A 23,598-nucleotide genomic window follows, 5' to 3' on the forward strand; every position below is an offset into this window, starting at 1 on the left:
GGAATTTAGATCTTTTTCTTCCAGGTTAAGGCATCTATCCGTTTCTCTTTTTCCGAGTCTGAGATCAGGACACTCAGGCGGGAGAGTTTGGTTTCCTCTCTTTTAGGACTGATTACCCACCAAATAGCCGTTCTTCGATAATAAGGGGCCTGACTTTGGAAAAAGCTCCAGGCCTTTTTGTTTTTTCGAAACGTCTTTTCGTAAGCGGGAGGCATTACTATACTTTCTTGTTCGAAAGAATATTGATTCGTTTTTTTAATCGCTTGAAAGGCTTTTAGGCCCGCTTCCATCACCAAACCCAGTTGTTGGAGTTCCAACATTCGATTCCTGTTTACCTTACTCCAAATGCTATTGGACTTCCGGGGAGTGAAACGGATACAGTATGTTTCTACGTCTATTCCCTTTCTGACTCCGTCTATCCATCCGAAACAAAGAGCCTCGTCGACTGCTTCCTTATAGGCGATGCCTTTCCGAGCGAATTTGGTCTTATAAAAGCCTAGAATCAGCTCGAATTCCTTATGGTGATTCTTTTTTAACCAAGAGCGGAATTCCTTTTGGGATTTAAAGAATATCGGATCCATAGAATTCTACTTGGCAGAAGTTAATTCGGTCCCCAGTCTGTGGAAGTCTTTTCTATGTCTTCCTACAGAACCGTCAGCAATCGCTCGCCAAGAGTTTTTTTCCTATTCCTAATGTTGTCATATATTTCCTGCCTTTCTCCTTCCGGAAATATCATGGACTATAAGACGCATTTTGCCAACCAAGAGGAAAGCTCCTCGGTTTCGAAAATTCCGGTCGGAAAAGTTCGAATCACCTATCTCGGGACTAGTTCCCTACTCATAGACGACGGCGAGACTCAAATCTTAACGGACGGCTTTTTTTCCCGTCCTTCCATTTGGAAGACGATGTTTACTAAGATCGCCTCGAATCCGGAGGAGATTCGATATGTAATGTTGCTTGCGGGTATTAACCGGTTGAAGGGAATTTTCGTTTGCCACTCTCATTTCGATCACGCGATGGATTCGCCTTTCATTGCTAGAGAGACGGGAGCGAAATTATACGGATCCAAATCCACGTTGCAGATCGGAAGAGGGGGCGAACTTCCCGAAACTCAGATGATTCTTTTCGAACCGGGAAAAAAGATCACCATCGGAAAATTCAAGGTAACCGTTCTTGCTTCCAAGCATACTCCTCCTTTTAAAATATTAGGAAAAACGAATGCCTCCGATCCGAACCGTCCCGATTTGGAGGAGCCGCTTTCTCAGCCGGTCAAGGCGGAAGAGTACATAGAGGGCGGCACTTACGATTTTCTGGTTGAGCACGGCAAAAACTCCCTGTTGATTAAGGGTAGTACGAATTACATAGAAGGAGCATGGAAGGATCTGAAAGTGGACGCTCTTTTTCTCGGAATCGCTATGCTTGCTAAGCAGGATCGGGAGTTTCAGGAAAAATACTATAAAGAAACGGTAGGAACCGTAATGCCCAAGGTTGTGGTTCCGATCCATTGGGATAATTTTTTTAAACCTTTAACTCTTCCCTTGGAGCCGAATCTGAGTCTGGGCGACGATATTACCGGAGCGATGGATTTTATGATTCTCAAAACTTCGGAGGATAAGATAGATTATAGGATACTCAGGGGCTTCGGAAGCATACTTCTCTTTTGACGGAGTATACGGAAACTTGGAAGAATATGACCTCCGATTTCGACTTCGATTCCGTATTAGATTTTTTGCAATCTTTCGGTCCGGATCTGAAAAACGGACTGAGCAATCACGCTCCTATGGCTACCGAAGCCTTATTCACGATGGGAAGGACGGACGTTATCTTTCCCTGGCTGGAAAGATACGGAAAAGAGCTGAAGCCCAAAGAAGTTCCTACACGGGAAATAGGTGAGAAGTCGTGGCCAAGCTTTCTGGGCGTTTCCGGAAGTTTTCCCGAATGGGAAATCTTTTTCAAAAATGAAATCCATACAAAGGGTTGGCAAAAATGCGTTTCCTATTGGATTCCGAAACTTTCTCCCGGGATTTGTGCGGATGCAACTCATGGGGTGATCCGGACAGGGCACTCGATTCGGAATCTAATCCGCAAGGAGACCTCGTTACGCTTGGGGGAATTTTCTTCCGGACTTGCGGTATGGGCCTCTAATTATTTGGAATTGCCGACTTCGTTCGAATCCTTGCTCGGACTTTCCGCTCGAGACGCTCTTCAGAAAGTAAATTTCGTCCCGCCTGAAAAGAAAGTCTTTTCAGGGACGATCGTTTCCTCACTAGAGGGCCTGAAAGACGTCGATTCCTTTGCACCTGTCATAGGCTATTGGGATGCCTATGGAGAAGAAGAAAAATCCGTCTCCGAACTTACCGAAGCGTTTTCCAGAGTCCTAAAGAATAATGTCGAAGATACGTTATCTGCTATTGTCTTCGTTCACTCGGTAACGAGCATATCTGCTCTACGGAGTATTCTTCCTTTCCTCACTCCTTTCGAACGTAAAAGCGTTTTGAGATATTCTTGGCAGACTTCCGTCGCTCTATACTCCGCTTTCGGAAAGAATATAGAACAGGATATCTACGAACCGATCGCGGAATCTAGGGAAGAGGCAATCGAAAAGGCGATCCAACATGGGGACGAACATGCTATCAAATTTACCGAGGTATGTTTGAAGGAAAACGAATTGGCACCTTCTTCCTCTTACTTTGCGGCATTGCAAGCTGCGCGCACTTATTTGGAGCCTTTGAGCTAATTTTGGAGCTCGCGTCTCAATTCCGGTTTTCTTCCTCGATTTTTTCCGCAGTATTCGAGCTAGTTTATGATTCGGACCTTCCAGCTTCTCCGCTTGCAGAAATAGACGGATCGCCGTATCAAACGCTCCGATATGTACATAATATAAACCGATATTTATCAGGGCTCCGTCGCTTTTCCCTCCCGAGATTTTATCCGCTTCTTGCCATTTGAGAAGGGCTCTTCGATAGTTAGGGATTTCTCCTCTTAGTTCCTCATATCCGTCTTTTAGGATTTCCTCCACTTCCGGATTCGGATCTTTTGTAATCGGACGAGGGAAAGAGGTTTCCTTCATTCTCGGAGAGATCTCGGACAGGATTTTTTCCGCAGATTCGTTGATTGCGGCTTTCCAAGCCTCCGGGAGATCCGCAGGACAATTAAGACTTCCGATAGTAGCGAAGTTCTTATACGATGCATCCTTAGAAGCTGCGATAACCGATTCTCCGGTTTCTATATTCAACAGTTTGGCTTCGATTGGAATTTTAGAAAAACGATATGCGGTAGGTCTCTTCGGGCAGAGCTTATCTTGTTGCGCGGCTAGTCTCCCCGCCTCGCAAAGTATATCCTGGATCGATTCGACTCCGCAACCGCTCGAATAAGATTGCAACTTTACGCTGAGTATCAATTCCGATCCCGTTTCGCTTCCTAGAATTTTACTCCGTTTTTTTAGCTCATTCCAATCGTTGGAGAGAGGGAGATCTCCTCTTTTCGACGCCGAGATCAGACGGAAATATCCGAATCTATCGAAACTGTCGCTTACTTCCGTCTCGATTTCTTTTTCGCGAAAAAAAGGATGAGAAGGAGGATCTATGACGAGTAACGTGTATCTTGCGTTGCCGATCAGTTTTTGCAGGGATTTCCCTTTGGGGGATTTCGGATAAGCCGCATATTCTATATGGCCTTCCAAATCACGGTCAATGACGCTGATGCCTATAATAAATAAGAGTGTTAGAGCGCTTGTTAAGCCGTAAGCGACGCCTCCGAGGCTACCGATCTTCACCGCGATCGCCATATCTCCGGCAAAACCTATACCCGTTCCGATCGAGGCTTTAGTCCCGTTTGCCGGACTTCCTACGATAAATACTGCCCCCAGAGTCGCGCAGTGCAGTTGCGAGTATAACAATATCGCCGCTAAAAATCCGAGTCTGAACTTTTGCATCCTATGAACCTAATTTACTTTCCGGGAGATTTTACGATGCATTCGTGCGAAGCGGAAGAACAGAATGAAATAAAAAACGAATGGAAACGCGATTATATTTCGAACCGGAATCATCTGAAGAAGTCTATCCCTTTTACGAATCGAAACGGTCATCGGGTAGGACTTTTCTTTTTGGGTTCCAATAAAGCGATATCGGGTCCGATCTTCCGCAAAGAATGAGTGTCGGAATGAGTTTGCAGTACCGGGCTTAGATCGAAATCCGCAAGATGGTCTCCCGTAAATAAAATGATCGTTTCTTCGGAGGAATACTTCTTTCCGCGAAAGACGCGTATGATTTTACGGTTTCCGAAAACGGAAGGAACGTTACTCACGATATTCGCTTCAGGATCGTAATTCCTCAAGAAGTCCACCTGTTCCTTTGTCACACTGCCTCGAAGAAAGTCTTCTTTGTAGTTATACTTTTTGTTCGGGGGGCCTTGGGAGAGAAAAAGATATAAAAAGGTAAGAGCGCAAGTAGCAAGAATCCAATCTGCGGCCTTACCCTTCTTCTTTAGGAAATCGTATCCGGATAGAAAAGCTACGAAGAGAATAGGAACTGCCACGAAGCTATGATGCGTGAAGGGCGTTTTATTCGGAATTGCGTTGGATAAAAAGGAATATGCCAGATAGGGGAGGACCAGTAAGAGATACCGGGAGAGAAAAGGAAAGATCAGAAAAGGAGTTAGGAGAAAGAATAGCAAAGGGCCGAACAGGTACGAATCTTTCGGTAATCCGCCATATCGCCCAATATGCATCGGAATTCCGAAATAAGGATTATGTAAACTTAATATTACCATCGTAACGCAGAAATACGATATACTGATTAAAAAGAGAAGTAGGACGAATTTGGGCTCTTCTTTGTAGACCAACGCCGAGAAGACTATGAAAACGAAGGCGATCTCTTCCTTGCAAAATAGGCAAAAAAGGAAGAGCGTGAACGCATAACGCAAATTTTTCTTCTCCCATTGTATCATGAAAAGAAGGAAAAGCGGGATAAAGGCGACTTCCGGATGGATATCGAAAATACCGATCCAATAAACGGGAAGATACAATGCGTAAAGAATAGAAGGTAGGATCGGCCAATCGATCTTATCCTTGGAATAGAAATAGAGAATGAGAATAGGCGAGGAAAGAAAGAATGCCTGTAGAATAAATAAGGTCTCCGTCTGGGGGAAGAGATAATAGAAGGGAAGGATCAGGAATAATATAAGGTTTACATGGTCGGAAAAGTAGGAATGCCATAAGTCTACCGGCCCTAAGAATGTATAAAAGAAGTCTCCGTGCAGGGTATTATAAAGAATATTCTCGAATAGGCCAGTATCCATTCCGGCTTTCAGATGCAGGAATTTGGTGATCGACCTTTCCGACAAGAAATAGAACAAAGCTAAAAAAAGTAGGAAGATTCCGACCTTCTCTAAGGTCTCTTTCGTTTTGGAAAAAGAGTGCAGCATAGGATCTCCGGACAAACTTAAGAGACCTTGCTTGTACGGAAATGAATTTAAAAACAGTCGATCCGATTGAAAATCCTCGTATTATTTCATTTTCTTTTTTCCGGAACCGATGTAGGAAGTTCGTCTAAGAAGAACGTCAAAATAGACCTTCGAAAATGGAGAATAAGAAATGAGTATTTTAGGATTAGCTCCGATCGCCACGACTCGGACTCAGAGCGTGTTTCGATTCATATTAGGCACCTTTTTATTCACTGCCGGGATCGGTCACTTAACTTGGCAAAGAAGGGAATTCTTAGCTCAGGTACCGACTTGGCTTCCTATGGACGGGGATTTAGTAGTGGTTCTTTCCGGTTTGGTTGAAATCGCTCTAGGCCTTTCCTTAATACTCTTGTACAGATACAAGGCGCAAGTGGGTTGGATAGTGGCTCTATTTTTCGTTTTGATCTTTCCGGGGAACATTTCCCAGTACGTGAACGGAATCAACGCGTTTGGATTGAATTCCGATACCTCTAGAGGAATTCGCTTATTCTTCCAGCCTGTTTTGGTCGCTTGGGCCCTTTGGTCAACTGGTGCATGGTCGGCTTGGAGAAATCGTTCCTAATATTCGCTCGAATCTGATAATTAAAAAGTATGTTTTAGTAGGAAAAGTTGCGTTATCCGTCTCTTCCATATGCCGATCGACGGAAACAAATTTTTCCAAAAACTTCCGGTCATGACTAACAATAAGAGAGCGTGATTTAGCTCTTCCAATTCTCTTCCGGGATTCGGTGGCGATAATATCCGGATAATTCGCGGCTCGCTTATAGTAAGCCTCTTTGGATTAGAAGTGCGCGTAAAGGACTTGACGCTTTTTCGAAAAAGACTCAAAATTCAAAATGTCACACCATGTGACATTTTGGAAAAGCGCAGAATGGGAACTAGAGTAGAGACAAATGAACTCATCCTGGAAGCGGCAGAGTCTCTTTTTTTAGAAAGGGGTCTCTTGGACGTATCCATGGAGGATATCGCTTTACGCGCCTCCTGCACTCGTCGCAACCTCTATCGCTATTTTGAAACCAAAGAGACTTTGAGCCTCGCAGTTCTAAGGAAGCTACTCGCACCTTGGAACGACTTCCAGACGGAAACCTTCCGTTCTTTGAGCGCTTCGGGTCTTTCCGGAAGACAGGAACTCGAGGCATTTCTACGCATTCTCGCCGGATATTTGGAAGAGCAAAAGTCCTTACTCCGATTCGCCGCCGAGTACGATTTTCTGTTCCGGGATCGCTTGTCCTTACCTCTCGATCCTTCCGCCGAAGAGTCCTTATTTGCGGACTTTCATGTCACCGAGGATCTGCTTTCCCAAATTCTTATCAGAGGTGAGGAGGACGGTAGCTTAAGACTTCCTACTCCTCCGGAGACACTAGTTCCTACAATCACGACCGTTTTCTGGAGTCTCGGCCAAAGAGTGGCACTGCGTGAAAATCTGATCGCCCTGGAGTTCGGTGTGAAGGCGATGGAACTAGTAAACGCACAAATCCAACTTCTGGTTCTGGCTTTATCCGCGGAACCGAAAACTAAATAAGGAGAATTGAATATGTCGAAGAGTTTCGAACTTCCGAAGGAATTTTTGCTGGGTAGTGCAACAGCAGCGACGCAGATTGAAGGAGGCGATACAAATAATAATTGGTATTATTGGTCTATAGCTGGCAAGGTAGGAAACGGGGAATCCTCTCTTACGGGAGCGGATCATTATCGTCGTTATGCGGAAGATATAGAACTCCTTTCCGAGCTACACCAGGAATGCTATCGTATGAGTATTGAATGGAGTAGGCTCGAACCCCAAGCGGGGCAATGGTCCAAGGATGCGGTGGAGCATTATAGGGACGAATTCCAAAAATTATCGAAGGCGGGAATCCGGCCTCTCGTAACTCTTCATCATTTTTCTTGCCCTCAATGGTTCCAAGAAAAAGGAGGATGGCTTTCTGAAAATGCAGTAGAGGACTTTATTCGATTCACGGATTTCTCCGTCAAAAGTTTCGGGGACCTGGTTTCAGAATGGTGCACCATAAACGAGCCTAACGTATTCGCGAACGATACTTACATGGACGGAAAATATCCTCCCGGAACCAAAGGAGATATAGGCGCCTATATTAAGGTCAGCAAGAGAATGGTTTTGGCGCATTTGAAGTCCTACAAACTTATTCATCGAATCCGAAAAGAGCATGGATTTTCTGGAGAAACCAAAGTAGGCTTCGCTCATCATTTTGCGGTCTTCGAGCCGTTGAACTCCCATCCGCTCGCGAAGCTGGGTTGTTTTTTAAGCGATTATCTATTTCATGAAATCCAGATGAAAGGATTTGTGGAAGGTAGACTCGTATTTCCTCTGGGCTCCGGGACCCCGGAAGGAAAGGGGATCTTCTGCGATTTTATCGGAATCAATTATTATTCCAGACATCTATTCCAAGCGAGTTATAATCCGGGAAATCTTTTTGCGATTCCTATGGTGGACCCTCTCTGTCCGGAATCCCGCAAAAACGATTTGGGTTGGGAGATCTATCCCGAAGGCCTTTACAAGGTCTGTCATAGGGCTTGGGACAAATACAAACTTCCGATCTATATTACGGAAAACGGAATTCCCGACGAGAAGGACGAAAAAAGGGAAGAATATATCGTGGACCATCTGGCTCAAATCCGCAGACTTCTGGACGAAGGGGTGGGTGTGGAACGTTATTACCATTGGTCTTTTCTGGATAACCTAGAATGGAACGACGGATACGGTCCGCGCTTCGGACTCGTGGAAGTGGATTACAAAACCATGGAAAGAAAGCCGAGGCCCAGCGCGCGTAAGTATGCCGAGATGTGCAAGACCAAGAAAATCGAAAAGAAATCCATTTGAACGAATCTCATTCAATGTAAGGGTTATGGGATTCGGGGCGGTCCTCCCGCAAAGCGGGAGTCGTGCTGCTCCGCGTTCGCGTGTCCGCTCATCCGGGCCCAGGCCCGGACTAAAGCGCTATGCATCACTACCGCGTTATGCCAATTCGATTCCGGGGGCCGCAATCGATTGCAAATAGCTTTTCATCATGTTTCGAAATAGAACGGATAATTTCCGGTCCCCGGATCCTTTTAGGAAACCGTAGACTCCTTCATGAAACATCACGATAAAGGAAGCCGCTTCCTTCGTGTCTACATTCTCTCGGATCAGGCCTTTTTCTTTCGCTCTGAACAATTCTATCTCCAGCTCATGGATCCAAAGTTGGAGAGCGGATTTCAGGCGAGTATGGAATCCCTTGTCCACAGGCGACATTTCCTGCATGAAATTATTCAAAGGACATCCGTAGCGGATTAAATCCGGCTTAGTATCGCAGATATGTTTTTGCATGAGGTCTAAGATCCCTTGCATAGGATTTTCGTAATCCTGGAGAGGGCGAATCCATCTATTTAGGATAAGAGGACGTATCACTTCCTCCACCACCGCGTATCCCAAAACGAACTTGGTAGGAAATTGGTGGTAAAACGCTCCCTTGCTCAGATCCGTTTCTTTTACTAGATCGTCCATGCTAGTAGCCTGGAATCCGGACTGGAAGAATTTTTCAAAGGCGGTGTATAGAATCCGCTCTCTGGTTTTTTGCAGATCCCTGGTCTTGGCGGGCTGTTTTGCTACCTTCTTCATTTGCTTAAGAACCGAATCTCTCCTACTAATTAAGTTTTTTTTCCGGAATTCCGCAACAAAAAAGGATGAATGGAAATATTTTTCTTGTAACATACTAAATGGTATGTTAATGAAATGAAGCCGTTCGCAAGATATTAGGCGGCGGAAAAATCCATTGGATATTAGTATGTTACCGATCAATTTAATCTCAGTTTTGTTGGCTACCCTTGCCGCTATGGTTTTAGGGTTTCTTTTACATGGACCCATCCTGGGCAAGGTTTGGATGAGGCTTGCGAATATCGTCCCTACCGGAAACGAAAAGTTCTCGGATATGCTCCCGAATTTGTTTTGGAACCTAGTCGCAAACTTTGTGACCGCATATGTGATCGCCGTTATCTATCTGTTCGCGGCTCCTTCTTCCTATTTGGCGGGCGAAGGTATTTGGAAAGGAGTGATCTGCGCACTTTGGCTCTGGATCGGTTTCGTAGTGACTTCCAGTTCTATGGAAGTGATTTGGATGGGAAGAAAACTGGGTCTTTGGTTATTCGAATGCGGATGTTCTTTTCTGGTAATGTCCGTCATGGGTGCGATCATCGCAGGTTATTAAAATACTAAGAGAAGTCGGTTCGGCTTATGTCGGAGCCGACTTGGTGTTACGATTGCGGCCAAGAAGCATCCTTGACCGAAGGGATCGAATTCCCAAACATGGGCTTTCGCCGCTCTTTTTCTTGACCTGCAATCGACATGTCCCTCCCTTTTTTGAATCCAGGAATCTTCGCGCATATTGACGCGGGCAAAACCACGCTGCTTGAAAGGATTCTTTTCGAAACGGGTAAAATCTCCTCGCCCGGCAGAATCGAAGAAGGCACCACAGAGTCCGATTATCTTCCGGAAGAAATCGAAAGAGGGATCTCCATCCAATCCACCGTGGCTCGCATTCCTTATCCGAACGAGGAATCTCCCCGGCTACTTTTGCAATTCGTGGATAATCCGGGGCATTTGGATTTTCAGTCCCAGGCCAATGCTTCCCTCTTAGTTTCCGATTTCGGTCTGGTACTCGTGGACTCCTTCGAGGGTCTGAAATCTCAGACTTTCCAAAACGTGGAAGCGTTGCGTAAAGCGGGACGACCCATTCTTCTCTTTTTAAATAAGTTGGACCGAGAAGGCTCCGATATACTTACCCCTTTGGTAGATCTGGAGGTCGCTCTAGGCAAAGAGCCCGTTCTATTATTCAAAGAAGGAGGTGAGGTCCCTCTGTTGGAAGGCAAGGGAGAGGAGAGAGACTTCCTTCCTTGTATTGAATGGGATCCGGATCTTTCCGAAGAATATCTCAAAGATCATTCCAAACTTCCCCTTCTCGCCAAAGAGGGCCTTATAAAAGGATTCTGGGAAGGGAAGGTGTTTCCCGTTTTAGGGGGCTCCGCGCTGCATGGGCAAGGGATCCCGGAGTTGCTTTCTATCTTAGAACTTTTGGCAAAGGGAAAACCCGAACTCCGGCCTCCCGTCTCCGATGCCTGGGGAGTCGTCTTTAAGAGGGAAGTACATCCGGAGCTCGGCAAACTCGTGCATTTTCAGGCCTGGAACCGTTTGGGAACCAAGACCAAAGTTTTCTCCGAATCCGGAGACAGATCCATAGACAATTTATACAGAATCTCCGCCAGGGATTTTGAAGAAACGAAAGAGGTGGAGCCGGGGGAACTCGTTGCGACTTCTTCCCTTCTATTTGCAAAGCCGGGGGACATTCTTTTACGACATAATACGACGAAAACCAGTTTATTGTCTCCTATCAAGAAGCAATTCCAGATTCTTCTCGAACCCGAAAAGGGAGAAGATCGGGAAGAATTATGGAATTCTCTCCAGGAGTTAGCTTGGTTGGACGAGTCGATCGGGTTGGATATTCTTCCCGAAACGGGACAATTTCGCTTATCAGGCACGGGTGAGTTGCATCTGGAGATTTCTCTTTCGCGCTTGAGAAGCATCTTCTCTAAAAGTTTTCAGACAAGCGGAATCAAGGTTGCAAGATTCGCGCTTTGGAAAAATTTGGTTCAAAAGGTCGCATTTCAGCATACCGCGTTCGATCAAAAAATCTCGAGCGGTCAGGTGCTCGCGTCCTTGGAAAGCTCTCACAGCTTTTCTAAGGGAGTGCGGTTTAATGCCGAGTTACCAGATTCGATAGAAGAGGCGATTTCTTCCGCATTCGAGGAAGTTACCGCTAAGGGCAAAGACGGAGAAGAAGTTCTCGGTCTTTCCATGATCGTAGAGAGTTATGAGCCTCCGGAGACGGAGTCCTCTTTCGATCTTGCTTCGTTGATCAAAGTAGCCGTCATCAAGGGTTTAAAAGACATAATTCCGAATCATTCGGAACTAATCGGCCCCGTCTCTGAGTTGGAGATCCTTACACCGGATTCTTATCTCGGAGATATTTTGGCAAGTTTGTCCAAAAGGGACGCAAAGATTCGTAAGGTCGTTGCGGTGGCTGATGGGCGCCAATTGATCCAAGCAAGTGCTTCTACGCAAAACTTACTTGGCTTTAGCGGCGTTCTTAGAAATATGGCTCAAGGAAGGGGCGTCCTGTCTTTGGACACCCTTTTTGACTTTGATAACCATTCTGTATTGTTTTAAGAAACAGGCTCGATTTCGAGTTTGTTAATAAAGTAAGGAGTTTAAAACGCTATGGCTAAGGAGAAATTCGACAGGTCCAAACCACACTTAAACGTTGGTACTATCGGACACGTTGACCATGGAAAAACCACGCTAACGGCAGCAATCACCACTACGCTTGCAAAAGTATTGGGTGGAAAAAACAAAGCCGTAGCTTACGACCAAATTGATAACGCGCCTGAAGAAAAGGCTCGTGGGATCACGATTGCAACCTCTCACCAAGAGTATGAGACTGCAAACCGTCACTACGCACACGTTGACTGCCCGGGACACGCTGACTATGTTAAAAACATGATCACCGGTGCTGCTCAGATGGACGCTGCGATTCTAGTTGTTTCCGCAACTGACGGACCTATGCCTCAAACGAAAGAGCACATCCTGCTCGCTCGTCAGGTAGGTGTTCCTTACATCATCGTATTCATCAACAAAGCGGACATGCTTGCAGCAGACGAGCGCGAGGAAATGATTCAAATGGTTGAGATGGACGTTCGCGACCTTCTTAACAAATACAATTTCCCAGGCGACGCTACTCCAATCGTTTACGGATCCGCTCTAAAAGCTCTGGAAGGAGACGAAAGCGAGCTCGGAACTCAATCCATCGTTAAATTGATGGAAGCTCTGGACACTTACGTTCCGAATCCTAAGCGTATTACCGACAAGCCGTTCCTGATGCCTGTAGAGGACGTATTCTCTATCACCGGTCGTGGAACTGTTGCAACCGGAAGAGTAGAGCAAGGAACCCTGAAAATCAACGACGAGGTTGAAATCGTTGGTATTCGTCCTACTACGAAAACGGTCGTTACCGGTATCGAAATGTTCCGTAAACTTTTGGATTCTGCGGAAGCAGGAGACAATATCGGTGCTCTTCTTCGCGGAACCAAGAAAGAAGACATCGAGAGAGGACAAGTTCTCGCTAAACCGGGATCAATCACTCCTCACAGAAAGTTCAACGCGGAAGTTTACGTTCTTACCAAAGACGAAGGTGGACGTCACACTCCATTCTTCAATAACTACCGTCCACAGTTCTATTTCAGAACTACCGACATCACCGGCGTTTGTAACCTGCCTAACGGTATGGAAATGGTAATGCCTGGTGACAACGTTACGATGAGCATCGAGTTGATTCACCCGATCGCCATGGACAAAGGTCTTAAATTCGCGATCCGCGAAGGTGGAAAGACTATCGGTTCCGGCGTAGTGGCTGAGATCACCGAGTAAGAGAAAGGGAATGGCTGGCCAAAAGATCAGAGTAAAGCTTAAGGCTTTCGATCATAAGTTGATCGACCAATCGACTTACGAGATCGTTGCGACTGCCAAAAGGACCGGAGCTACTGTCTCCGGTCCGATTCCTCTTCCTACGAAGAAGGAAATATACACAGTCCTCCGTTCTCCACACGTAAATAAAAAATCAAGAGAGCAGTTTGAGATGAAAACTCACAAACGGCTTATCGACATCCTGGATACTAACGAAGACACGGTAGAAGCTCTGATGAAGCTGCAACTGCCAGCCGGTGTATCCGTGGATATTAAATCCTAAGGGAAGAAAAAATGGCAAAGGGATTAATCGGTAAAAAGATAGGGATGTCCCAAATCTTCGACGAACAAGGAAATATCATTCCTGTAACCGTCTTAGAAGTAGGTCCCTGCGCAGTTTCCCAAGTCAAGTCCGCACAAACGGACGGTTACGACGCGATTCAGTTAGCTTTTCAGGATGATAAAGAAAAACACCTGAGCAAGGCACAAAAAGGCCATTTAGCTAAAACTGGACTTACTCCTAAAAGAGTGTTGAAGGAATTTCGGGATTTCGGGGAAGAACCCGCACCCGGCGCGGAATTAAAAGCGCAAGACGTATTTGCAGTTTCGGATATCGTAAAAGTGACCGGAACCAGCAAAGGTAAAGGCTTCCAAGGTGTGATCAAAAGATACGGTCACCATGGTGGTCCGGGAGCTCACGGTTCTCGTTTCCACAGGCACCCTGGTTCCATGGGTTCCAACACTACTCCGGGAAGAGTATTCAAAGGACGCAAACTTCCAGGCCGCACCGGTTTCGATACGAAAACCGTTCTGAACCTGAAAGTAGTTCGTATCCACGAAGCTGAGAATTTGGTTTTCGTTAGCGGTTCCGTTCCTGGTCCTGCGAACACCATCGTCACTATAGAGAAGATATAAGATCCGGTAGAGTCATGAAAGCACAGAAGTACTCCAAAGAAGGAAAGCTGCTCTCGGAAATCGAACTGCCTGCGGCTTTGTTCGAATCCAAATTCAGCAGCGGGGCGATTTACGACGCCATTAAGGCGGAGAACGCTAACCTCCGTTCCGGGAATCATCATACGAAAACCCGCTCCGAAGTTTCGGGAGGCGGTAAAAAACCTTGGGCCCAAAAAGGGACCGGTCGTGCACGTCAAGGTTCCATTCGCGCTCCTCATTGGGTGGGCGGTGGTACTGTTCACGGACCTCGCAAGAGAGATTATTCGTACAAGGTTTCCCCGAAAGTGAAACGCAGGGCGGTTCTTTCCGTTCTGAATAAGAAAGCGCAAGGCGCATCCATCAAAGTGGTGGAGGATCTGGATCCGAAAGAATTCAGCACCAAAGCGTTTGCGACCTTATTCAATAATATCGGTCTGAAAAACACGGGAGTCATCGGCTTTCTGGTAGGCGGAGAGAACGATTTCATCAAGAAATCTGTTCGCAATATCCCTACCGTGAAGTATATCAACTCCAAGCGGATCGCCGTTCGCGACATTCTCTATAACAGGAACCTCGTCATCACCGAAGGCGCTTTGGGAGAAATCCTCAAGCATTATGGAGAAGGCAAATGAACCTGAACGAAGTTATCTTATCACCGATCATCACCGAGAAGTCCCAGGACCTCGAGACCATCGGAGAAAAAGATGGAAAGAGAACCGTAAAATATACGGTGGAGATCCATCCTAGAGCCAACAAGACTCTGGTGAAGGAAGCTTTCCGCAAAATTTACAACGTAGTGCCTTCTTCTGTAAACATCCAAGTTTACCGTGGAAAGGTGAAAAGATTCCGTCATCTGCCGGCTCCGAAAGCGCATTGGAAGAAAGCAATCGTGACTTTCCGCGACGGAGCAAGCATCGACTTCGGTAAGGAAGCATAAAAATGGGAATTAAGAAATTTAAACCCGTTACTTCCGCCAGCCGCTTTAAATCGGTTCTTACTTTCGAAGAAATCACCGAAATCGAACCGTATCGTCCATTGACGATCAGCCTGAATTATAAAGCAGGTCGCGGAGAAGGTGGAAAAATCGCGGTTCGCAGAAAAGGCGGACGCGTTAAACGTAAATATCGTATCATCGACTTCAAACGCCGTAAAGTGGGTATCACCGCTACGGTTAAGACCGTGGAGTACGATCCGTATCGTTCCGCATTTATCTCTCTCGTCAGCTATTCTGACGGAGAATACGCTTATATCCTAAATGCCGAAGGCATGAAAGTTGGAGACAAAATTTCCAATGGAGAAGGCGTTGAGATTAAAATCGGTAACGCTCTTCCTCTCGGAAAAATTCCTCCAGGCACCAATGTGCATAACGTGGAATTGAAAATCGGAAGAGGCGGGCAGATCGCAAGAACCGCTGGATCCTTCGCAACCATCGCAGGTAGAGACGGAGAATACGTTCTTCTCAAGCTCCCGAGCTCCGAGGTTCGTAAAGTTCACCAGAACTGCTATGCGACCGTCGGTATTTGCAGCAATAAAGATCATAACCTCGTTTCCATCGGTAAAGCCGGTAGAAACAGATGGTTGGGAAAACGTCCTAAGGTTAGAGGGGTTGTAATGAACCCGGTTGACCACCCACATGGTGGTGGTGAGGGACGTACTTCCGGAGGACGTCACCCAGTGACTCCTTGGGGTATTCCGACCAAAGGATACAAAACTCGTCGTAGGGCTAAACCTTCCGACAAGTTTATCATCCAGAAAAGAAAGGGAAATAGGAGCAGGTAATCATCATGCGATCTACTAAGAAAGGTCCGTTCATCGACAGTCACCTCATGAGCAAGGTGATCAAACTGAACTCCGAAAACCAAAAGAAGCCTTTTAAAACCTGGTCTCGTAGAAGTACGATTTTCCCGGACATGATCGGTCACACCATCATGGTTCATAACGGGAACAAGTTCATTCCGGTTTACATCAACGACAATATGGTCGGACACAAGTTGGGAGAATTTGCTCCTACTCGTACCTACCGTGGTCACGGAAACGCGGATAAAAAGGCGGCGAAGAAATAATGGAAGCCGTAGCAATCGCAAGATTTATCAGAATGTCTCCTCGTAAACTGCGTCTCGTCGCCGACGAGATCCGCGGATACGAAGTTGCGGAAGCTCTGGATATTCTGAAATATACGAACAAGAGAGCCATCGAGCCTATCTTCAAGCTGATCAAGTCCGCTTCTGCAAACGCAGTCGTGAAGAACGATTCCGCTGAGCCCGGCAAGATGTTTATTAAGAAAATTCTCGTGGACGAAGGCCCTATTCTGAAACGCTTCCGTCCTCGCGCTCGCGGTAGAGCGGCAAGGATTCGTAAGAGAACCAGCCACGTAACAGTGGTCATCTCGGATTAATAGGGGAAATCATGGGACAGAAAGTTAACCCAATCGGACTTCGTATCGGGATCACTCGCGGATGGGATTCCATCTGGTTCTCTCAAGCAGACTATAAAAAGAACCTGCACGAAGACATTAGAATTCGTAGATTTATCCAAGGCCGTTTCAAAGAGGCAGGCGTTGTAAAAGTTGTAGTGGAGCGTTTTCCTGAGAAGATCAACGTGAACCTTCACACTGCTAAGCCTGGTGTGGTAATCGGTAAAAACGGAGCGAATATCGAAGCCGTTAAGAAAGTCATCAAGACTATGACCGAGAAGCCTTTGAACCTTAACATTATCGAAGTTAAGAAGCCTGAGACTATCGCTCAATGTATCGCCGAGTCCATCGCGATTCAAATCCAAGAGCGCCAACCTTTCCGTCGCGTAATGAAGCAAGAGCTTCGTCGTGCGATGAGAGGCGGAGTGGAAGGGATCAAAATCCTAATCTCCGGACGTTTGAACGGAGCGGATATGGCTCGTCGCGAAGGCTATCGTGAAGGAAGAATTCCTCTTCATACCCTGAGAGCGAAGATTGATTTAGGATTCCGCGAAGCAAGCACCACTTTCGGCCAGATCGGAGTGAAAGTTTGGACTTACACTGGAGACTTCATCAACAGTAAAGAAGAGTCCGAAGAAGATAAATACGCCGTTAAGAGAAGGACCAACTGATCGTCTTTGATGATCCAAAGGTAAAAAACGATGTTATCACCTAAAAGAGTTAAGTTCAGAAAAAGACAAAGAGGTCGCCTGAAAGGAAACGACGAACGTGGTTCTAAAGTTTCTTTCGGAGAGTTCGGTTTGAAAGCCGTGACTTCCGGTCGTCTGACTGCAAGACAAATCGAAGCTGCAAGGATCACCATCAACCGCCAAGTGAAAAGAGGCGGGAAATTATGGATTCGGATCTTTCCTCACCTTCCTATTACCAAGAAACCAGCGGAAACTCGTATGGGTAAAGGAAAAGGTAACCCTGAGTTCTGGATTGCTGAAGTCAGACCTGGCCGCGTTTTATTCGAAATGAGCGGAATTGATGAAGCGACCGCTAAAAAAGCTTTGGATTTGGCTGCTTATAAACTGCCTGTTCAAACCGAATTCGTGAAGAGGTCCATGCTGTGAAAAAGATCAAACTCGCAGAGTTGAAAGACGCGGAAATTCTGGCTCAGTTGGAAGATGCGCGCAAGGTCATCCGCACCGCTCGCTTCCAATACGGAGTATCCCGTTCTTTGGAAAATCCGAAGGTAATCGCGAACGCTAAGAAGAAGATCGCTCGCCTTCTGACCATCCAAAAGAACAGAGAGTTGGCTGCGAAGCCCGGTTCCACTAAGACCAAGCGTTATTCCAGAGCGACTCGCAAAGGCCAAGCTTTAGCAAAAGCGAATGCCGCCGCTAAGAAGAATGCGAAGGCTAAGAATTGATTATGGAAACTGCAAAGAAGCATATTAAGAAATCCCTTCTGAGCGAAGGTAGAGTCGTAAGCACCGCCATGGATAAAACCTTGGTGATGATCGTGGAAGCACGTAAGACTCATCCTAGATTCAAGAAGATCGTTCGTAAAACCGTTAAAATGAAGGTTCACGACGAGAAGAACGAATGCCAAGTAGGAGACAAGATTCTCGCGATTGAAACTCGCCCTCTGTCCCGCGAAAAGCGTCACCGTCTATTTAAGATCGTAGAAAAGGCAAAGTAAGATGATCCAACAGGAAACCATCCTCCAAGTCGCCGACAACTCCGGAATCAAACGGGTTATGTGTATTAAGGTTCTCGGAGGCTCTAAGAAACGTTACGCTTCCGTGGGAGACGAGATTATCGTCGCCGTTAAAGACGCTCAACCCGCTTACGGATTGAAGGACTCCACGGGGAAAAAGGTCCATAACAAGGCCGTTCAACGCGCCGTTGTTGTTAGAACTAAGAAAGAAATCCGTCGTCCGGACGGTTCTTATATCCGTTTCGATGATAACGCAGTAGCCATCATCGACGATAAGGGAAATCCGAAAGGAACCCGTATCTTCGGGCCGGTTGCTCGCGAACTTCGCGATAAAAAATACGCTAAGATTATCTCCCTAGCGCCGGAGGTTCTATAATGTCCAAGCTGACGTATCGGGGATCCGAATATACTAAATTCAAACCCGTTCGCCTGCACAAAGACGACGAAGTCGTCGTGATCGCAGGAAAAGAAAAAGGTAAAAGAGGAAAAATCCTCGTTATCGATAAAAAACGGGATCGTGTCGTGGTTGAAGGCTTAAACAAACGCAAGCGTTTCTTAAGACCTACCCAGGAGAACCCTCAGGGAGGAGTAGTGGAAGTGGAAGCTCCTATGCACATTTCCAACGTAATGTTCTACGACTCCAAGAAGAAGAAGGGAGTTCGCTTGGGATACCAAGAGAATAAAGGCAAAAAAGTCCGCGTTTCCAAACCGGACGGGAAAGAGATCTAAATCATGGCAGCTAGACTGAGGGAAAAATACGGGAAAGAAATCGCTCCCGCACTCCAAAAACAGTATAACTTCAAGTCGGTTATGCAGGTCCCCCGCCTTGAGAAAATAGTTCTCAACGTAGGTATGGGAGAAGCTCATACGAACCCCAAGGCTCTCGAAGCTGCGGTGGAAGAGCTCGCTTTGATTACCGGCCAACGCCCCGTAAAAACTAAGGCAAAAAAATCCATTGCGGGATTCAAACTCCGCGAGGGTATGAGCCTCGGAACCACCGTTACACTGCGCGGGAACTATATGTATGAGTTCCTGGATCGTCTGGTGAACGTGGCTCTTCCAAGGGTGCGCGACTTTAAAGGTGTTTCCGAGAAGGGTTTCGACGGACGCGGAAACTATAACTTCAGCATCAAAGAGCAAATCATTTTCCCCGAGATCAAAGTGGATAAGATCAATTCACTCTACGGGATGAACCTGACCTTCGTAACGAACACCAAGAGCGATGCGGAAGCTCATAGCCTTCTCGCCGCTTTCGGTATGCCGTTCCGGAACCTGAGATAAGGAGCCGCAGATGGCTAAGACATCTTTAATAGAAAGACATAAGAAGAAAAAGAAATTCAAAGTACGGGTTCACAACCGTTGCCCACTCTGCGGTCGTCCACGTGGTTACCTCAGAAGATTTGATATGTGCAGAATTTGCTTCCGGAAACTGGCTAGCCAAGCTCAGATCCCGGGCGTAGTCAAGGCATCTTGGTAAGGGGCAGGAGGATATTATAATGAGTTTATCTGATCCTATCGGCGATATGCTGACCCGCATCCGAAATGCTGGTCGTGCGAAACACGAGAGTTGCGTCATTCCTGGAAGCAAAATCAAACGCTCCATTCTGGAATTGATGAAAGAAGAAGGTTATATCAGCGGTTACGAGCCTGTGACCAACGGAAGTTTCGAAGATTTCAAAGTGGCTCTGAAATACGACGTCACTAAGAAACCTATCATCCGTGAGTTGGTTCGCGTTTCCAAGCCCGGCCGTCGTGTATATCTGAAGAGCGAAGAGATCCGTCCCTATAAAAACAATATGGGAACTATGATCCTCTCCACTTCCAAAGGAATTATGACCGGGAAGAAAGCCCGTAAATTACGCGTAGGAGGAGAGGTGATCTGCAAACTCTCTTAAGAGATTCGGATCTATCGTAAATACCTATGTCCAGGATTGGAAAAGCAGAAATCAAACTTCCTGATAAAGTGGAAGTAAAACAGGATAATAGCATTATCCGCGTGAAAGGTCCTCTTGGCGAGCTCCAGACTCCGATCTTTGCGGGAATTTCCCTCAAGAGCGAATCGGGAACCGTTAAGCTGGAAAGAGCAAGCGAAGAGCAGAATGTTGTAGCTCTTCACGGACTCACCCGCGCTCTTCTTATGAATAGCGTTAAGGGTGTGACCAGCGGCTGGGAAAAGAACTTAGAAATTACCGGGGTCGGTTATCGTGCTGCTAAGCGCGGAGAAGATCTGGTAATGAACCTGGGGTTCTCCCATGAAGTGGTTTATAAGACCCCGAAAGGAATCAAGATCGAAGTCATCGAGCAGGTGAAGATCAAGATCACCGGGATCGACAAACAACTCGTAGGTCAAGTCGCAGCCGATATTCGCGCTAAGAAACCTCCTGAGCCCTATAAAGGTAAAGGAATCAAGTACAACGACGAATTCATTAAGAGAAAGGCCGGAAAAACCGGTAAGAAGTAGGCCATGATTAATAAACTGAAAAAAATCGCAGCCAAAAACAGGAGAGCGGAACGTTCCCGATTCAAACTGAGACAGTTCGGTGAACGCCCTAGATTGGTTTTCAATAAATCCAATCGTTATCTTTCCTGCCAGATCGTAGACGATTCTAAAGGGATTACTCTGGTTGCCGCTTCTACTCTGGAGGAAGTTTTTTCCGGAAAGAGTCGCAAAGATAAGGAAGCCGCTAAGGCTTTGGGAAAAGCGATCGGTGAAAGAGCCTCTCAAAAAGGGCTTAAATCGGTTATGCTGGATCGTTCCGGGATGATCTACCACGGAAGAATCGCGGCTTTTGCTGACGCAGCAAGAGAAGCGGGACTGGAGTTCTAATAATGGCGTACGAACAAGACCAAGAGCAGAAAGAATTTAACGAGAAGGTCGTGAAAATCGACCGCGTTGCCAAGGTGGTAAAAGGGGGACGTCGTTTCTCCTTTAACGCTCTGACAGTAGTCGGTGACGCCAAGGGAAAAGTAGGGATCGGATTCGGTAAAGCGAACGAGGTTCCAGATGCGATCCGTAAATCCATCGAGTCCGCGAAAAAGAATCTGGTTAAGATCCAATTCAGAGGACATACCATTCCTCACGAAGTGATCGGAAAATTCAAATCGGCAAGAGTGATCCTGAAACCCTCCACTGCGGGAACCGGGATCATCGCCGGAGGATCCGTTCGTTCCGTAGTGGAAAAAGCGGGAATCCAAGACATTCTTAGCAAATCTTGGGGATCTTCCAACCCTGTAAACATCGTAAAGGCGACTCTGGACGCTCTCCAACAATTGGAGACTCCTGTTCTTGCGGCTCGCAAGAGAGGAATCAGCCTCGCTCGCCTATTCGGAAACGACGTAGGATAAGGAACATGGAAACTGTAATCGTTACTCAGATCAAAAGCAGTATCGGGATCAAGAAAGGCCAGAAATTGACTCTGGCCGCTTTGGGACTCCGTAAACCCGGACAACAAAGAAAACACACTCTGACCCCCCAGGTAAAGGGAATGATTTACGATGTCCAACACCTGGTCCGAGTGGATAAGGCCTAATCGAGGAATCGGATATGAGCAAAGAAAGAATTAAAACCGCTCTGGCGTTCGGAAAAGAGCGCGCACCAAAAGGCGACAAGCCTGCAAACAATACGATTCCCGCTCCGGAAGGTTCTTCTAAGGCGAAGAAGCGTCTGGGTCGTGGTATCGGTTCCAAAACCGGTAAGACCGGAGGTCGCGGTTCCAAAGGACAGTACGCGAGAAATACCGTTCGTAGGGGATTCGAAGGTGGGCAGATGCCTATCCACAGAAGGCTCCCTAAGCGCGGATTTACCTCCATTTTTCACAAGGACTTCTTCCCAATCAACTTGAGAGACCTTGAGAAAAGCGGATTGACCGGCAACATAGATGCCAAAATTATGGTTGAATCGAAGATTCTCGATAAAGAGACCACTCTTTTCAAGATTCTGGGAACCGGAGAGATCACGAAAGCCATTCATATCGTGGCAGACGGCTTCTCCGCCTCCGCAAAAGAAAAGATAGAGAAAGCCGGAGGATCCGTAAAGCTCCGCTCCGAAGCCCCTAAAGAGGCTTAAGAGTCGTTTTACAGCCGTTTGGAACTATCGATTCGGTAAAATGAGAGAAGGGATTCAAGCAATTGAGTCCCTTTTGCCCGATGGGCCCCCGGGCCCAAGTTAGGAAACAAGGACAGAGAAAAAAGCCGCATGCTGACTTCGATCGCAAATATCTTCAAAATTCCCGAGCTAAGGAATAAGGTTTTCTTTACCCTCGGCATGCTCTTGCTTTTCCGTCTAGGCACTCATATCACGATTCCCGGTATCGATCCTAAGGTAGTCTCTGCGATCGCTTTGGACGCAAACGCTTCCGAAGGACTCGTCGGAATGTTCGATATGTTCGCGGGAGGAGCTCTTCTGAACTTCTCCATCTTCGCTTTAGGGATCATGCCTTATATTTCTTCTTCCATCATCATGCAATTAGTGATGGTACTTGTTCCTTCTTTACAAAAACTCCAAAAAGAGGGAGAAGAAGGTCGTAAGAAGATTTCCCAATATACCAAATACGGTACTATTATTCTTTGTGCGGTTCAATCTCTCGCAGTGATTCGTCTGGCACAACGCTGGTCTTATGGAGCGGACAATAGCCCCGCTCTTCACCCGGGACTCATCCATTCTTCCGTAGAATCCTGGTTCTTCTTCATCGCATTATTATCCATTACTACCGGGACCGTTCTTTTGATCTGGCTCGGAGAGCAAATCACAGAGAGAGGGATCGGTAACGGTATTTCTCTTTTGATCTTCGCCGGTATCGTAGGCCGTCTTCCTGTTTCCGTAGCGCAACTCTTCCGTGAGAATTTCGTAGACGGACTGAATATCATCATCCTACTGTTACTGTTCATTCTACTCATCGCTCTTACCGTTCTTCTCACCCAGGGGGTTCGTAAGGTGCCTCTGCAATACGGCAAGCAGATGGTAGGACGCAGAATGGTTCAGGCTAAATCGCAAAGCATTCCTTTCAAAGTGAACGGTGCGAGCGTAATGCCGATTATCTTCGCTTCTTCTTTATTATTATTTCCGCAAACGATCATCCAACAGATCGCCGAGCTTCCTAACTGGGCGGGCTGGGTCGTTCTTCTCGACTATCTGAACCCGTTCTCTCAGATTTGGTATCACGCTGCGGTATACTTCCTGATCTACATCGGGCTCATCGTATTCTTCGCATATTTTTATACTGCGATCCAATTCAATCCGAGCGAACTCGCTGAGAATCTACGTAAATATAACGGATTCATTCCAGGTATCCGTCCAGGTTCTCATACCAAAGAATATATCGAGAAAGTTCTGAATCGAATCACTCTTCCGGGTGCGGTATTCTTGGCGGGACTCGCGCTCGCTCCTTATGTTATCATTCGTTTCTTGGATTTAGGGACCAATTCAGGAGGAGGATCCTTGGTATACACCTTCGGAGGAACCTCTCTCTTGATCATGGTAGGGGTGGCTCTGGAAACTCTGAAGCAATTGGAATCCCAACTGCTCATGAGAAATTATGACGGCTTCCTGAAGAAATCCAAAATTAAGGGAAGGTCCTAA

Annotated in this window: 33 protein-coding genes; 30 read left to right on the forward strand and 3 right to left on the reverse strand. The window is 46.5% G+C overall.

The window, feature by feature from the left end:
* Positions 1-5: 5 nt before the first annotated feature.
* A complete protein-coding gene (locus tag LEP1GSC061_RS18810) occupies positions 6-581 on the reverse strand; it encodes a YdeI/OmpD-associated family protein (protein ID WP_016546965.1) in 576 nt (191 codons plus the stop codon).
* A 153-nt stretch (positions 582-734) separates the two neighbouring features.
* On the opposite strand from LEP1GSC061_RS18810, the gene LEP1GSC061_RS18815 reads away from it, so the two are divergent.
* Together LEP1GSC061_RS18815 and LEP1GSC061_RS21305 are read left to right on the forward strand one after the other, a co-directional pair.
* The gene (locus tag LEP1GSC061_RS18815) at positions 735-1,664 is read left to right on the forward strand and encodes an MBL fold metallo-hydrolase (protein ID WP_232218515.1); all 930 of its coding nucleotides are present in this window, start codon (positions 735-737) and stop codon (positions 1,662-1,664) included.
* Positions 1,661-2,737: a questin oxidase family protein gene (locus LEP1GSC061_RS21305; RefSeq protein WP_016546943.1), complete on the forward strand. Its 1,077-nt coding sequence runs from the start codon at positions 1,661-1,663 to the stop codon at positions 2,735-2,737. The genes LEP1GSC061_RS18815 and LEP1GSC061_RS21305 overlap by 4 nt, the downstream gene beginning before the upstream one ends.
* 1,346 nt (positions 2,738-4,083) lie before the next feature.
* Here the strand turns inward: LEP1GSC061_RS21305 and LEP1GSC061_RS18830 are convergent.
* Positions 4,084-5,424: a DUF2079 domain-containing protein gene (locus LEP1GSC061_RS18830; RefSeq protein WP_016547247.1), complete on the reverse strand. Its 1,341-nt coding sequence runs from the start codon at positions 5,422-5,424 to the stop codon at positions 4,084-4,086.
* A 169-nt stretch (positions 5,425-5,593) separates the two neighbouring features.
* Between LEP1GSC061_RS18830 and LEP1GSC061_RS18835 the strand changes: the two genes are divergently transcribed.
* The 3 genes from LEP1GSC061_RS18835 (at position 5,594) to LEP1GSC061_RS18845 (ending at position 8,299) form a co-directional block, all read left to right on the forward strand.
* Positions 5,594-6,025 carry a DoxX family protein gene (locus LEP1GSC061_RS18835; protein ID WP_052006579.1) on the forward strand — a complete coding sequence of 144 codons (432 nt, stop codon included), beginning with the start codon at positions 5,594-5,596 and terminating at the stop codon, positions 6,023-6,025.
* Between the two features lie 309 nt (positions 6,026-6,334).
* Positions 6,335-6,985 (forward strand): TetR/AcrR family transcriptional regulator, encoded by a 651-nt coding sequence (locus LEP1GSC061_RS18840; RefSeq protein WP_016546992.1) that lies wholly within the window; start codon positions 6,335-6,337, stop codon positions 6,983-6,985.
* A gap of 12 nt (positions 6,986-6,997) precedes the next feature.
* Positions 6,998-8,299 carry a glycoside hydrolase family 1 protein gene (locus LEP1GSC061_RS18845; protein ID WP_016547347.1) on the forward strand — a complete coding sequence of 434 codons (1,302 nt, stop codon included), beginning with the start codon at positions 6,998-7,000 and terminating at the stop codon, positions 8,297-8,299.
* Between the two features lie 135 nt (positions 8,300-8,434).
* On the opposite strand, the gene LEP1GSC061_RS18850 is transcribed toward LEP1GSC061_RS18845, so the two are convergent.
* Entirely contained in the window at positions 8,435-9,076 is a 642-nt protein-coding gene (locus LEP1GSC061_RS18850; protein WP_040510129.1) for a TetR/AcrR family transcriptional regulator, read from the reverse strand.
* Positions 9,077-9,242: 166 nt separating this feature from the next.
* Here LEP1GSC061_RS18850 and LEP1GSC061_RS18855 point away from each other — a divergent pair, with 166 nt between their 5' ends.
* The 25 genes from LEP1GSC061_RS18855 to secY all read left to right on the forward strand — a co-directional run bounded on the left by LEP1GSC061_RS18855 (position 9,243) and on the right by secY (position 23,598).
* Complete coding sequence (locus LEP1GSC061_RS18855; protein ID WP_016547147.1) at positions 9,243-9,662, forward strand: DUF1761 domain-containing protein; 420 nt, start codon at positions 9,243-9,245, stop codon at positions 9,660-9,662.
* A gap of 137 nt (positions 9,663-9,799) precedes the next feature.
* Positions 9,800-11,677, forward strand: a complete 1,878-nt coding sequence (locus tag LEP1GSC061_RS18860) for an elongation factor G-like protein (protein WP_016547006.1) — start codon at positions 9,800-9,802, stop codon at positions 11,675-11,677.
* Positions 11,678-11,728: 51 nt separating this feature from the next.
* Entirely contained in the window at positions 11,729-12,934 is a 1,206-nt protein-coding gene (gene tuf / locus LEP1GSC061_RS18865) for an elongation factor Tu (RefSeq protein ID WP_040510019.1), read from the forward strand.
* A 10-nt stretch (positions 12,935-12,944) separates the two neighbouring features.
* Positions 12,945-13,253, forward strand: coding sequence for a 30S ribosomal protein S10 (gene rpsJ / locus LEP1GSC061_RS18870; protein ID WP_008593919.1), 309 nt, complete (start codon positions 12,945-12,947; stop codon positions 13,251-13,253).
* 11 nt (positions 13,254-13,264) lie between these two features.
* The gene (rplC, locus tag LEP1GSC061_RS18875; RefSeq protein ID WP_016547418.1) at positions 13,265-13,885 is read left to right on the forward strand and encodes a 50S ribosomal protein L3; all 621 of its coding nucleotides are present in this window, start codon (positions 13,265-13,267) and stop codon (positions 13,883-13,885) included.
* Positions 13,886-13,899: 14 nt separating this feature from the next.
* Positions 13,900-14,535, forward strand: coding sequence for a 50S ribosomal protein L4 (gene rplD, locus LEP1GSC061_RS18880; RefSeq protein WP_016547291.1), 636 nt, complete (start codon positions 13,900-13,902; stop codon positions 14,533-14,535).
* Positions 14,532-14,840 carry a 50S ribosomal protein L23 gene (locus tag LEP1GSC061_RS18885; protein ID WP_016547287.1) on the forward strand — a complete coding sequence of 103 codons (309 nt, stop codon included), beginning with the start codon at positions 14,532-14,534 and terminating at the stop codon, positions 14,838-14,840. Before rplD ends, LEP1GSC061_RS18885 begins: the two co-directional genes overlap by 4 nt.
* A 2-nt stretch (positions 14,841-14,842) precedes the next feature.
* Positions 14,843-15,682, forward strand: coding sequence for a 50S ribosomal protein L2 (gene rplB, locus LEP1GSC061_RS18890; RefSeq protein WP_016547170.1), 840 nt, complete (start codon positions 14,843-14,845; stop codon positions 15,680-15,682).
* A 2-nt stretch (positions 15,683-15,684) separates the two neighbouring features.
* Positions 15,685-15,966: a 30S ribosomal protein S19 gene (rpsS, locus tag LEP1GSC061_RS18895; protein ID WP_040510023.1), complete on the forward strand. Its 282-nt coding sequence runs from the start codon at positions 15,685-15,687 to the stop codon at positions 15,964-15,966.
* Positions 15,966-16,298, forward strand: coding sequence for a 50S ribosomal protein L22 (gene rplV / locus LEP1GSC061_RS18900; RefSeq protein WP_016547044.1), 333 nt, complete (start codon positions 15,966-15,968; stop codon positions 16,296-16,298). The genes rpsS and rplV overlap by 1 nt, the downstream gene beginning before the upstream one ends.
* A gap of 11 nt (positions 16,299-16,309) precedes the next feature.
* Entirely contained in the window at positions 16,310-16,987 is a 678-nt protein-coding gene (rpsC, locus tag LEP1GSC061_RS18905; protein ID WP_016547465.1) for a 30S ribosomal protein S3, read from the forward strand.
* A 30-nt stretch (positions 16,988-17,017) separates the two neighbouring features.
* The gene (gene rplP / locus LEP1GSC061_RS18910; protein WP_016547001.1) at positions 17,018-17,431 is read left to right on the forward strand and encodes a 50S ribosomal protein L16; all 414 of its coding nucleotides are present in this window, start codon (positions 17,018-17,020) and stop codon (positions 17,429-17,431) included.
* Positions 17,428-17,730 (forward strand): 50S ribosomal protein L29, encoded by a 303-nt coding sequence (gene rpmC / locus LEP1GSC061_RS18915; RefSeq protein WP_016546987.1) that lies wholly within the window; start codon positions 17,428-17,430, stop codon positions 17,728-17,730. Before rplP ends, rpmC begins: the two co-directional genes overlap by 4 nt.
* Positions 17,731-17,732: 2 nt before the next feature.
* Entirely contained in the window at positions 17,733-18,002 is a 270-nt protein-coding gene (gene rpsQ, locus LEP1GSC061_RS18920; protein WP_016547179.1) for a 30S ribosomal protein S17, read from the forward strand.
* A gap of 1 nt (position 18,003) precedes the next feature.
* Positions 18,004-18,396: a 50S ribosomal protein L14 gene (gene rplN, locus LEP1GSC061_RS18925; RefSeq protein WP_008596038.1), complete on the forward strand. Its 393-nt coding sequence runs from the start codon at positions 18,004-18,006 to the stop codon at positions 18,394-18,396.
* A complete protein-coding gene (rplX, locus tag LEP1GSC061_RS18930; RefSeq protein WP_016547309.1) occupies positions 18,396-18,749 on the forward strand; it encodes a 50S ribosomal protein L24 in 354 nt (117 codons plus the stop codon). Before rplN ends, rplX begins: the two co-directional genes overlap by 1 nt.
* Positions 18,750-18,752: 3 nt before the next feature.
* Complete coding sequence (gene rplE, locus LEP1GSC061_RS18935) at positions 18,753-19,301, forward strand: 50S ribosomal protein L5 (RefSeq protein WP_016547235.1); 549 nt, start codon at positions 18,753-18,755, stop codon at positions 19,299-19,301.
* Positions 19,302-19,311: 10 nt separating this feature from the next.
* Positions 19,312-19,497 carry a type Z 30S ribosomal protein S14 gene (locus tag LEP1GSC061_RS21315; RefSeq protein WP_010513640.1) on the forward strand — a complete coding sequence of 62 codons (186 nt, stop codon included), beginning with the start codon at positions 19,312-19,314 and terminating at the stop codon, positions 19,495-19,497.
* A gap of 19 nt (positions 19,498-19,516) precedes the next feature.
* A complete protein-coding gene (rpsH, locus tag LEP1GSC061_RS18940; RefSeq protein ID WP_016547409.1) occupies positions 19,517-19,915 on the forward strand; it encodes a 30S ribosomal protein S8 in 399 nt (132 codons plus the stop codon).
* Between the two features lie 26 nt (positions 19,916-19,941).
* Complete coding sequence (rplF, locus tag LEP1GSC061_RS18945; protein ID WP_016547366.1) at positions 19,942-20,481, forward strand: 50S ribosomal protein L6; 540 nt, start codon at positions 19,942-19,944, stop codon at positions 20,479-20,481.
* Between the two features lie 3 nt (positions 20,482-20,484).
* Positions 20,485-20,847: a 50S ribosomal protein L18 gene (gene rplR / locus LEP1GSC061_RS18950; RefSeq protein WP_016547061.1), complete on the forward strand. Its 363-nt coding sequence runs from the start codon at positions 20,485-20,487 to the stop codon at positions 20,845-20,847.
* Positions 20,848-20,849: 2 nt separating this feature from the next.
* A complete protein-coding gene (rpsE, locus tag LEP1GSC061_RS18955; RefSeq protein ID WP_016547134.1) occupies positions 20,850-21,365 on the forward strand; it encodes a 30S ribosomal protein S5 in 516 nt (171 codons plus the stop codon).
* A 5-nt stretch (positions 21,366-21,370) separates the two neighbouring features.
* Positions 21,371-21,550, forward strand: a complete 180-nt coding sequence (gene rpmD, locus LEP1GSC061_RS18960; RefSeq protein WP_016547084.1) for a 50S ribosomal protein L30 — start codon at positions 21,371-21,373, stop codon at positions 21,548-21,550.
* A 14-nt stretch (positions 21,551-21,564) separates the two neighbouring features.
* Positions 21,565-22,086, forward strand: coding sequence for a 50S ribosomal protein L15 (gene rplO / locus LEP1GSC061_RS18965; RefSeq protein ID WP_016547463.1), 522 nt, complete (start codon positions 21,565-21,567; stop codon positions 22,084-22,086).
* 129 nt (positions 22,087-22,215) lie between these two features.
* Complete coding sequence (gene secY, locus LEP1GSC061_RS18970; RefSeq protein WP_016547193.1) at positions 22,216-23,598, forward strand: preprotein translocase subunit SecY; 1,383 nt, start codon at positions 22,216-22,218, stop codon at positions 23,596-23,598.

Origin of the sequence: Leptospira wolffii serovar Khorat str. Khorat-H2 (assembly GCF_000306115.2) — a bacterium.
Classification (GTDB): domain Bacteria; phylum Spirochaetota; class Leptospiria; order Leptospirales; family Leptospiraceae; genus Leptospira_B; species Leptospira_B wolffii.

Bases quoted from the DNA above. Each gene is read 5' to 3' on its own strand.
- LEP1GSC061_RS18810 (WP_016546965.1), bottom strand. From the start codon at position 581: ATGGATCCGATATTCTTTAAATCCCAAAAGGAATTCCGCTCTTGGTTA.
- LEP1GSC061_RS18815 (WP_232218515.1), top strand. From the start codon at position 735: ATGGACTATAAGACGCATTTTGCCAACCAAGAGGAAAGCTCCTCGGTT.
- LEP1GSC061_RS18830 (WP_016547247.1), bottom strand. From the start codon at position 5,424: ATGCTGCACTCTTTTTCCAAAACGAAAGAGACCTTAGAGAAGGTCGGA.
- LEP1GSC061_RS18835 (WP_052006579.1), top strand. From the start codon at position 5,594: ATGAGTATTTTAGGATTAGCTCCGATCGCCACGACTCGGACTCAGAGC.
- LEP1GSC061_RS18840 (WP_016546992.1), top strand. From the start codon at position 6,335: ATGGGAACTAGAGTAGAGACAAATGAACTCATCCTGGAAGCGGCAGAG.
- LEP1GSC061_RS18845 (WP_016547347.1), top strand. From the start codon at position 6,998: ATGTCGAAGAGTTTCGAACTTCCGAAGGAATTTTTGCTGGGTAGTGCA.
- LEP1GSC061_RS18850 (WP_040510129.1), bottom strand. From the start codon at position 9,076: ATGAAGAAGGTAGCAAAACAGCCCGCCAAGACCAGGGATCTGCAAAAA.
- LEP1GSC061_RS18855 (WP_016547147.1), top strand. From the start codon at position 9,243: ATGTTACCGATCAATTTAATCTCAGTTTTGTTGGCTACCCTTGCCGCT.
- LEP1GSC061_RS18860 (WP_016547006.1), top strand. From the start codon at position 9,800: ATGTCCCTCCCTTTTTTGAATCCAGGAATCTTCGCGCATATTGACGCG.
- tuf (WP_040510019.1), top strand. From the start codon at position 11,729: ATGGCTAAGGAGAAATTCGACAGGTCCAAACCACACTTAAACGTTGGT.
- rpsJ (WP_008593919.1), top strand. From the start codon at position 12,945: ATGGCTGGCCAAAAGATCAGAGTAAAGCTTAAGGCTTTCGATCATAAG.
- rplC (WP_016547418.1), top strand. From the start codon at position 13,265: ATGGCAAAGGGATTAATCGGTAAAAAGATAGGGATGTCCCAAATCTTC.
- rplD (WP_016547291.1), top strand. From the start codon at position 13,900: ATGAAAGCACAGAAGTACTCCAAAGAAGGAAAGCTGCTCTCGGAAATC.
- LEP1GSC061_RS18885 (WP_016547287.1), top strand. From the start codon at position 14,532: ATGAACCTGAACGAAGTTATCTTATCACCGATCATCACCGAGAAGTCC.
- rplB (WP_016547170.1), top strand. From the start codon at position 14,843: ATGGGAATTAAGAAATTTAAACCCGTTACTTCCGCCAGCCGCTTTAAA.
- rplV (WP_016547044.1), top strand. From the start codon at position 15,966: ATGGAAGCCGTAGCAATCGCAAGATTTATCAGAATGTCTCCTCGTAAA.
- rpsC (WP_016547465.1), top strand. From the start codon at position 16,310: ATGGGACAGAAAGTTAACCCAATCGGACTTCGTATCGGGATCACTCGC.
- rplP (WP_016547001.1), top strand. From the start codon at position 17,018: ATGTTATCACCTAAAAGAGTTAAGTTCAGAAAAAGACAAAGAGGTCGC.
- rpsQ (WP_016547179.1), top strand. From the start codon at position 17,733: ATGGAAACTGCAAAGAAGCATATTAAGAAATCCCTTCTGAGCGAAGGT.
- rplN (WP_008596038.1), top strand. From the start codon at position 18,004: ATGATCCAACAGGAAACCATCCTCCAAGTCGCCGACAACTCCGGAATC.
- rplX (WP_016547309.1), top strand. From the start codon at position 18,396: ATGTCCAAGCTGACGTATCGGGGATCCGAATATACTAAATTCAAACCC.
- rplE (WP_016547235.1), top strand. From the start codon at position 18,753: ATGGCAGCTAGACTGAGGGAAAAATACGGGAAAGAAATCGCTCCCGCA.
- LEP1GSC061_RS21315 (WP_010513640.1), top strand. From the start codon at position 19,312: ATGGCTAAGACATCTTTAATAGAAAGACATAAGAAGAAAAAGAAATTC.
- rpsH (WP_016547409.1), top strand. From the start codon at position 19,517: ATGAGTTTATCTGATCCTATCGGCGATATGCTGACCCGCATCCGAAAT.
- rplF (WP_016547366.1), top strand. From the start codon at position 19,942: ATGTCCAGGATTGGAAAAGCAGAAATCAAACTTCCTGATAAAGTGGAA.
- rplR (WP_016547061.1), top strand. From the start codon at position 20,485: ATGATTAATAAACTGAAAAAAATCGCAGCCAAAAACAGGAGAGCGGAA.
- rpsE (WP_016547134.1), top strand. From the start codon at position 20,850: ATGGCGTACGAACAAGACCAAGAGCAGAAAGAATTTAACGAGAAGGTC.
- rpmD (WP_016547084.1), top strand. From the start codon at position 21,371: ATGGAAACTGTAATCGTTACTCAGATCAAAAGCAGTATCGGGATCAAG.
- rplO (WP_016547463.1), top strand. From the start codon at position 21,565: ATGAGCAAAGAAAGAATTAAAACCGCTCTGGCGTTCGGAAAAGAGCGC.
- secY (WP_016547193.1), top strand. From the start codon at position 22,216: ATGCTGACTTCGATCGCAAATATCTTCAAAATTCCCGAGCTAAGGAAT.